This is a genomic window from Mesorhizobium muleiense (assembly GCF_900099905.1).
Lineage (GTDB): Bacteria > Pseudomonadota > Alphaproteobacteria > Rhizobiales > Rhizobiaceae > Mesorhizobium > Mesorhizobium muleiense.
In genome coordinates, this window is sequence record NZ_FNEE01000001.1 from 41,109 (window position 1) to 48,908 (window position 7,800).

Below are 7,800 nucleotides of genomic sequence, written 5' to 3' on the forward strand. Positions count from 1 at the left end.
GCTCCTTTACAGCGCCGCGCGTCCTTTGGGGCGCGCACAGGGCGCTGTAACGCCTTGATTTTGCACATGATCCTCTCCGGACCTTCGGCTCGGGTCATGCGTTAGGGGCGGCGGTCCCGGTTTGCTAGCAAAGCGGGGAACCGATGCTGCGTTACGTATTCCGGCGGCTTCTGACCGCCATTCCGACGCTGTTGGTCATCGTGACCATGGCGTTCTTCCTGATACGCGTTGCGCCTGGCGGCCCGTTCAATCAGGAGCGGGGCCTGAGCCCCGAGATCAAGGCCAATCTCGAAGCGCAGTTCGGTCTCAACGACCCGCTCTGGCTGCAATATGTCCACTATCTCGGCAATCTGCTGCGCGGCAATTTCGGTCCGAGCTACAACATGCCGGATTTCACTGTCGGCGAATTGTTTGCCAGGGGCCTGCCCGTTTCGATCCAGATCGGCGCCTCGGCCCTGATCCTGGCGCTGCTGCTCGGCGGCCTCCTCGGCACCATTGCCGCGCTCAACCAGAACAAGCTTGCCGACTATTCGGTGATCGCTCTGGCAACCGCCGGCAGCACCATTCCGACCTTCGTCATCGCGCCGGTTATCCAGCTTCTGTTCGGTCTGACCTGGAAACTGCTGCCGATCGGCGGCTGGGGCGATGGCGCCCTGCTCAACAAGATCGGCCCTGTGCTGACCCTCGCCTTGCCGCAGATCGCCATCGTCGCCCGCCTGATGCGCGGCTCGATGATCGAATCGTTGCGCTCGCACCACATTCGCACCGCACGTGCGCTCGGCCTGTCGGACTGGTCGGTGGTCGTCAAGCATGCGCTGCGCGGTGCCATATTGCCGATTGTCTCCTTCACCGGCCCGGCGGCGGCGGCACTGCTCACCGGCTCGATCATCGTCGAGACGATCTTTTCCATTCCCGGCATCGGCCGCTATTTCGTCGAGGCCGCGCTCAACCGTGACTACACGCTGGTCATGGGCACCGTGGTGGTCATCGCGCTGTTCACCATCGTCTTCAACCTGATCGTCGACGTCATGTATGCCTTCGTCGATCCGAGGGTGCGCTATGACTGACATCGCAGCCACCGCTCCGGCCATCGTCGGCCGTTCCCTGTGGGGCGATGCCTGGGCGCGCCTCAAGGCCAACCGCGCCGCCATGTTCAGCCTGTATTATCTTGCCTTCATCGCGATCCTCAGCGTGTTCGGACCCTCTTTGGTGCCGCATCGATACACCACCATCTACGCCGACTATGTGCGCATGCCGCCGAGCTTGTCGGCCTATCCGAAGCCCGACAAGATAGAAACCGCGCTCAACGAGGCGATCAAGCGCATGCGTGTCGACATCAAGCAGTGGCGGCAGGAAGACAATCGCATCTTCGTCACCGTCACATCGCGCAAGCCGATCGACGACCGCAATGTCCGCTACCTCGACCGTTCCGATGCCTTCGACAACACCAAGATAGAGAGCAAATCGGCTGACGGCCTTGAAGCGGTGATGAGCGCTTCAATCAGGCAGCAGTATTTCCTGTTCGGCACCGACAATACTGGCCGCGATCTCCTGTCGCGGACGCTGATGGCCGGGCGCATCTCGCTGGCCATCGGCTTGCTCGCCGGGGTCGTTGCGGGCGTCATCGGCGTGCTCTATGGCGCTGCGTCCGGCCTTGCCGGCGGCAGGATAGACGAGGTGATGATGCGCATTGTCGATGTGCTCTATTCGCTGCCGTTCATTTTCTTCGTCATTATGCTGGTGGTGTTTTTCGGCCGGAACTTCGTGCTGATGTTCCTGGCGGTCGGCGCCGTGCTGTGGCTCGACATGGCGCGCATCGTGCGCGGACAGGCGCTGTCGATCCGGCGGCAGGAATATGTCCAGGCGGCGGAGGCGATGGGCATAGGCCAGCGCGGCATTCTGATCCGCCACGTCATTCCCAACCTGCTTGGCCCGGTGGTCATCTATATGACGCTGCTGGTGCCGCAGGTCATCATCCTGGAGAGTTTTCTGTCGTTCCTCGGGCTCGGCGTGCAGGAACCGATGACTAGCTGGGGCGTGCTGATCTCGACCGGCGCCAAGAACATCGGCACCGCCAACTGGCTGCTTTTGTTCCCAGCATTTTTCCTTGTCTCGACGCTGTTCGCGCTGAATTTCGTCGGCGACGGTCTGCGCGACGCGCTCGACCCGAGGGACCGTTGAGATGATCGCTTCCGAAACCATCCTCAGTGTCAAGGACCTTCGCGTCCGCTTCCGCACGCTTGACGGCGTGGTCGAGGCGGTCAAGGGCATCAACATCCACGTCAATGCAGGCGAAACCGTTGCCGTGGTCGGCGAATCCGGTTCCGGCAAAAGCCAGACGATGATGGCGGCGATGAGCCTGCTGGCCTCGAACGGCGAGGCGACGGGCGTCGTCGACTATCGCGGCCGCAACCTTTTGGCCCTGCACAAGTCCGAGCTCAACCAAGTCCGCGGCCGCAAGATCAGCATGATCTTCCAGGAGCCGATGACCTCGCTCGATCCGCTCTATTCGATCGGCAACCAACTGATCGAACCGATCCGCCGGCATCGTGGGCTTGGCGCGGCGCAAGCACGCGAAGAGGCGCTCAAGCTCTTGCGGCTGGTCCATATTCCCGATCCCGAGCGGCGGATGAAATCCTATCCGCACGAATTGTCGGGTGGCCAGCGACAGCGGGTCATGATCGCCATGGCGCTGGCCAACGATCCCGACATACTGATCGCAGACGAACCGACGACCGCGCTCGACGTGACCATCCAGGCGCAGATCCTCATGCTGCTCGCCGAACTGCAGCGCAAGCTTGGCATGGCGATCGTCTTCATCACCCACGATCTCGGCATTGTCCGGCGCTTTGCCGACCGGGTCTATGTCATGCGCTACGGCGAAGTCGTCGAGGAGGGCGAGGCGGAAGCGATCTTCGTCAATCCGCAGCATGCCTATACCAAGATGCTGTTGGCCGCCGAGCCGACCGGAACCAAGGCGCCGCCACCGCCAAATGCGCCCGTCCTGCTCGAAGGCAGGAATGTCGAGGTGACCTTCAAGATCGGCGGCGGGTTTCTCGCCGGAGAGCCGCTGATCCTGCGCGCGGTCGACCACATTTCGATACGGCTGAAACGCAACCAGACCATCGGCATCGTCGGCGAATCCGGTTCAGGAAAATCGACGCTTGGCCGAGCCCTGCTGCGGCTCCTGCCAAGCGATGGGCTCATCCGCTTTGGCGATCGCGATATTTCTGCCGCCGACCGCCAGGCCATGCGGCCGCTGCGGCGCGAATTGCAGCTGGTCTTTCAGGACCCGTTCGGTTCGCTGTCGCCGCGCATGACCATCGGCCAGGTCATCACCGAAGGGCTTCTGGTGCATGAGCCGACCCTGTCGGGCAGGCAACGCGACCTCCGCGCCGTCGAGGCCTTGCGTGAGGTCGGGCTCGACCCGAATGCGCGCAATCGCTACCCGCACGAATTCTCCGGCGGCCAGCGCCAACGCATCGCCATCGCGCGGGCGATGATCCTCAAGCCCAAGGTGGTCGTCCTCGACGAGCCGACGTCGGCGCTCGATCGGTCCGTCCAGAAGCAGATCGTCGAATTGCTGCGCAAGCTGCAGGCCGACCATGAACTGTCCTACCTGTTCATCAGCCACGATCTCGCCGTCGTGCGTGCCATGGCCGACTACATCATCGTCATGAAGCAGGGCAAGATCGTCGAGGAAGGGCCGACCGAGGCGATCTTCAGCAATCCGCAGGCATCCTATACGCAGACACTGATGGCCGCGGCCATCGACGTCACACGGTTTCGCTTGAGCGCATAGCGCGGTCGGTCAGGACTGCAGCGGATAGTGATTGAAAGGTCCCGAGGCGAATAGACCGTCGTCTGCAGCCAGGGCTGCTATGGCTTCGATCTCGATCATCGCCTCGGGCGTTTAGAGCGCTATCATCTCGACGATCGTCTCCGCCGACAGGGCTTGAAAAAACTGCTTCCGGCGGAGTTCAGCGACCTCCTTGAACTTGCTCATGTCCTGCGCTGGATTCAACATAACGCCCGAAGTTGTCCAGGATCGCCTGCCAGCCGTCACGCTGCATGTCGATGGAGTTCTGCGTCTCGGCATCGAATATGGTCGTCACCTTCGTACCGTTGCCTGCAGCTTCGAAGGTCGTACGCGCCTTGCGCCCGTCGCTCATGGCGAATGCGATCGCCTTGTACGGCTCGACTTCTTCGTACACCGCCTCGAAATCGAAGCCGAAACTGCCGTCCTTGGCTTCCATGCGCGCCTTGTAGCCGCCGCCCACCTTTAGGTCGGCTTCCGCGCTTGGGCAGCACCAGTCGTCGGAAGCGAAGTTCCACTGCGTGATATCGCCGGGCGTCGTGTAGGCCTCCCAGACGCGTTCGATCGGCGCGGCGATCGTGGTGGCAATGGTGATCTGCTGGTTGGTCATTTTGGTTTCCTTGTTGTCGCAGCCGGATGAGATCACGCAGACGGTTTATTGCGTGATTTCGGGCTCGACGAGGTGAGCAAGCTTGCGTAGCGACTCTTGCCAACCGAGATAACATGCCTCGACCGGGATCAGATCGGGCACGTTCTCCTGAACCACCGTCATCTCCGTTCCGACTGAAACGGCCGTCAACGTGACGGTCACTTTCATCTCGCCCGGAAGGTTCGGATCATCGAACACGTCGCTGTAGACGAGCGTCTCGCCGGGGACGAGTTTCAGATAGGTGCCGCCGAAGGAATGGCTTTGCCCGGTCGTGAAGTTTCGAAACGACATTCTGTGCTTGCCGCCTTCCGTCGCCTCAAGCTCATGCACAGTACAGGTAAAACCGAAGGGCGGGAGCCAACTCGCGACCGCGTCAGGTTCCAGAAATGCGCGGTAGACCTTTTCGGGTTTGGTGGCGAGAACCCGGTGCAGTTTAACTGTGTTGGGCATGATCATCTCCATTCGTTGAGTTCACCAGGGTGTCGTTGCTTTGGATCGGGTTAGCCTGCTGCTGCGGCTTCCAGCGCCGCGATATCGATTTTCTTCATCGTCATCATCGCCTCCATCGCGCGCTTGGCCTTGGCGCGGTCGGGACTGGTCGTCAGTTCCATCAGCCGCTTCGGCGTGATCTGCCAGGAGAAGCCCCACCGGTCCTTGCACCATCCGCAGGCGCTCTCGCTGCCGCCGTTTCCAACGATCGCCTTCCAGTAGCGGTCGGTCTCTTCCTGATCTTCGGTCAGCACCATCAGGCTGACGGATTCGTTCGCCTTGAAATTCGGGCCGCCGTTCAGGCCTATAAAAGACTGGCCGAGCACTGTGAACTCGACCGTCAGTTCATTGCCTTCCTTGCCGCCGGGATAGTCCGACGCGGCCGCATTCAGCCGATCCACATGGCTGTCGGGAAAGGTGGCGGCATAGAACTCTGCCGCCTTGCGTGCTTCGCCGTGGTCGAACCACAGGCAGGTCACGAGTTTCGTCATATCTAATCTCCTCGGTTCTTGGGGGTATTTGTTCGCGCCGCGACTGCCAGATCTCAGTCGAACCGGCCCTTGGGCGCCTCGCCAGCCAGAACGGGACCGATGAACACCATCATAAGGTCGGCCTGGATTACATCGACCGCATATGTGTTCGATGATCTAAACTCGCTCACGGGTCTTTCACCTGGTTTCGTTGCTTCGTGTCCAAAGGACGAACGAGTGGTGCGCCTCCCGACAGCCAACCTGTTATTTTTTTGCCACGCGGCAAGGCCCACCTAACCCGAGTCGATCCATCCAACCGCCGGCTGGTAAGAGCGGGTCGGCGTAGGGCCGGGCCGTTTGCTTCAGCACCGGTTGTCCATATCATGAGGCGTTCGTGGAGAAGGCGCTTGAGGTCCTCGTTGATGCCCGCAGTTTTCGCGGAAACAAACAACAACCTAAAGCGCGCCGCATGAGGCCGGTCACGCGACGCGCTTTAGTCGCCCGCCGTCGTCGAAGGTGCTGGTGCACGCTGATCGGCCGCATCGCCTTCCCGAGCAGGCCGGTTCACGGCAAGCACCGACAATTCATGCCGGCGCCCATCTCGCGCGGTCCACATGATCGACTGTCCGGCCGAGAGGCCGATCAGGGCCGTGCCGATCGGCGTAAGGATTGAAACCTTGCCTTCGGAGATGTCCGCATCGCCAGGAAAAACCAGCGTCACCGTTTTCGCATCACCGGTATCGGGCTTGAACGTCACCGTCGAACCCATCTGGACGGCGCCCGCGGAGATCAAACCATCGGAAACGATGCGCGCTCGCTCGAGTTCGGCGAGCAGGTCATCGGAAGCCTGCGGATTTCGTGCGGCCACGGTGCTCGCAAGCGCCGATAAACGCGCATGGTCCGATTTCGAGATGCGGATGGTCGGCTTGCGCCGCGCCTTGATGTTATCTTGCATTTTCGAATACTCGTATTCTCAGTTGAGCGGGCTGCCTCAAGCATGGTTTAACTGGCCAATTCGAGGCAGATCTTGCTCAAAACCGGTGCCCCAGAGCCGGTGCTGGCCTGCCTACGTTCGATGTCGATTTTTAGTGGTTGCCCCGCGGCCCGGGGCATATGGCAGCCGAGCCGGGGGTTACGATCCCGCGATGGGGCAAACCCGGAAAAGAAAATCGCGACGGATCTTTTTTGTGGCGTTCATATAACCGTAGTTGGTGCCGAGATCGGGGAAGTCAAGACGACCCTGTAGCAAGGCGCGGTGATGCCAAGCGGGAACAATTCGACAGCCGGTGAGTTTTCAGGATGAAGGGCGATCTGTTTCGGAGGAAACTGCGATGAAACGCGTCCTTGCCCAAAACGCTGTACGGCTGATGCTGGGCGGCGTAACCGCCGGCTTGTTCACGATCGTCGAGATACCCAACCCGATGGCGCCCCCGGTGGCGCAATCGTCGCTTGTGTCCGAGGCGAGGGCTGCCACCGACGTTTCCATTTCGATCAGCACATTCTACGATGAACTGTCTGCCCACGGTGATTGGGTTTCGTACCGGGGAGCGACCGTTTTCGTCCCGGTTGATGTAGCTGACGACTGGCGTCCGTATACAATTGGGCATTGGGTCTATACCGAGCAGCATGGCTGGCTCTGGGTGTCCGACGAGCCGTTCGGCTGGGCGACCTATCATTACGGCCGCTGGGGCTATGCCGACGACATCGGCTGGTACTGGGTTCCCGGCACTCGTTGGGCGCCGGCATGGGTGAGCTGGCGGCGCGAAAGGGAGCACGTCATCTGGGCTCCGCTGCCGCCGCGCCGCGATCCCGATCTGATTTCAATCGAGGTGACCGTCGACACCACGCCGGATTTTTACTGGGTCGTGGTTCCCACCCGCGAATTCCTTGCTGACGACATTTCCGTCGTCGTTATCCGTGATGAGCCGGAGTTTGTGCGCATTGTCGAGGCGGCCGAGCCGGCCGGTGAGGTGACGATCCAGAACGAGGTTGTGATCAACAAAGTCATTGATGTTGATGTGATCGAGAAGGAGACGAACCAGCAGGTGACCGTCGTCGAGGTCAGCGAGACCGAGACGCCCGAGCAGGCCGGCAAAGTGGAAAACAATACGGTCACGGTCTTTGAAGCTGAAGTGAAAGCCGATCCCGAGGCCAAACCAGCTGAGCTCAAAGACATCGAGGAGGTGAAGCAGGTTCAGGCAGCCCGGAAGTCGAAGCCGACCGAAGGCGCAGCAACGACCGAACAGGCGCCGGATGAAGAGGTCAAGCCGGAAGAGACCGCCGAGCCTGAGAAGCCGACGACCGAGGAGCAACCCGCCGCTGAGCAGGAGCAGGCCGAGCCCGAACAGGCGGCCAAGCCTGAGAAGCCGAAGGCC

General features: G+C 61.1%; 8 protein-coding genes. 4 read left to right on the forward strand and 4 right to left on the reverse strand.

Annotated features, from left to right (window positions below; all coding sequences use genetic code 11):
- Positions 1-143 precede the first annotated feature (143 nt).
- From BLT09_RS00175 to BLT09_RS00185, 3 genes are read left to right on the forward strand one after another with little or no spacing between them, the layout of a single operon-like run.
- Complete coding sequence (locus tag BLT09_RS00175) at positions 144-1,067, forward strand: ABC transporter permease subunit (RefSeq protein ID WP_023799733.1); 924 nt, start codon at positions 144-146, stop codon at positions 1,065-1,067.
- Positions 1,060-2,181 (forward strand): ABC transporter permease, encoded by a 1,122-nt coding sequence (locus BLT09_RS00180; protein WP_023799732.1) that lies wholly within the window; start codon positions 1,060-1,062, stop codon positions 2,179-2,181. The genes BLT09_RS00175 and BLT09_RS00180 overlap by 8 nt, the downstream gene beginning before the upstream one ends.
- Before the next feature lies 1 nt (position 2,182).
- Positions 2,183-3,802 (forward strand): ABC transporter ATP-binding protein, encoded by a 1,620-nt coding sequence (locus BLT09_RS00185; protein WP_091589869.1) that lies wholly within the window; start codon positions 2,183-2,185, stop codon positions 3,800-3,802.
- A 178-nt stretch (positions 3,803-3,980) separates the two neighbouring features.
- Here the strand turns inward: BLT09_RS00185 and BLT09_RS00190 are convergent, their stop codons facing one another.
- The 4 genes from BLT09_RS00190 to rnk form a co-directional block, all read right to left on the reverse strand.
- Entirely contained in the window at positions 3,981-4,427 is a 447-nt protein-coding gene (locus BLT09_RS00190; protein WP_091590742.1) for an SRPBCC family protein, read from the reverse strand.
- Between the two features lie 45 nt (positions 4,428-4,472).
- Positions 4,473-4,916, reverse strand: coding sequence for an SRPBCC family protein (locus tag BLT09_RS00195; protein WP_091590744.1), 444 nt, complete (start codon positions 4,914-4,916; stop codon positions 4,473-4,475).
- Positions 4,917-4,966: 50 nt separating this feature from the next.
- Positions 4,967-5,446, reverse strand: a complete 480-nt coding sequence (locus BLT09_RS00200; protein ID WP_091589871.1) for a VOC family protein — start codon at positions 5,444-5,446, stop codon at positions 4,967-4,969.
- 472 nt (positions 5,447-5,918) lie between these two features.
- Complete coding sequence (gene rnk / locus BLT09_RS00205; protein WP_027156361.1) at positions 5,919-6,380, reverse strand: nucleoside diphosphate kinase regulator; 462 nt, start codon at positions 6,378-6,380, stop codon at positions 5,919-5,921.
- A gap of 376 nt (positions 6,381-6,756) precedes the next feature.
- On the opposite strand from rnk, the gene BLT09_RS34110 reads away from it, so the two are divergent.
- Positions 6,757-7,800: DUF6600 domain-containing protein (locus BLT09_RS34110; protein ID WP_342028408.1), on the forward strand; the 1,044-nt coding region annotated here is incomplete at its 3' end.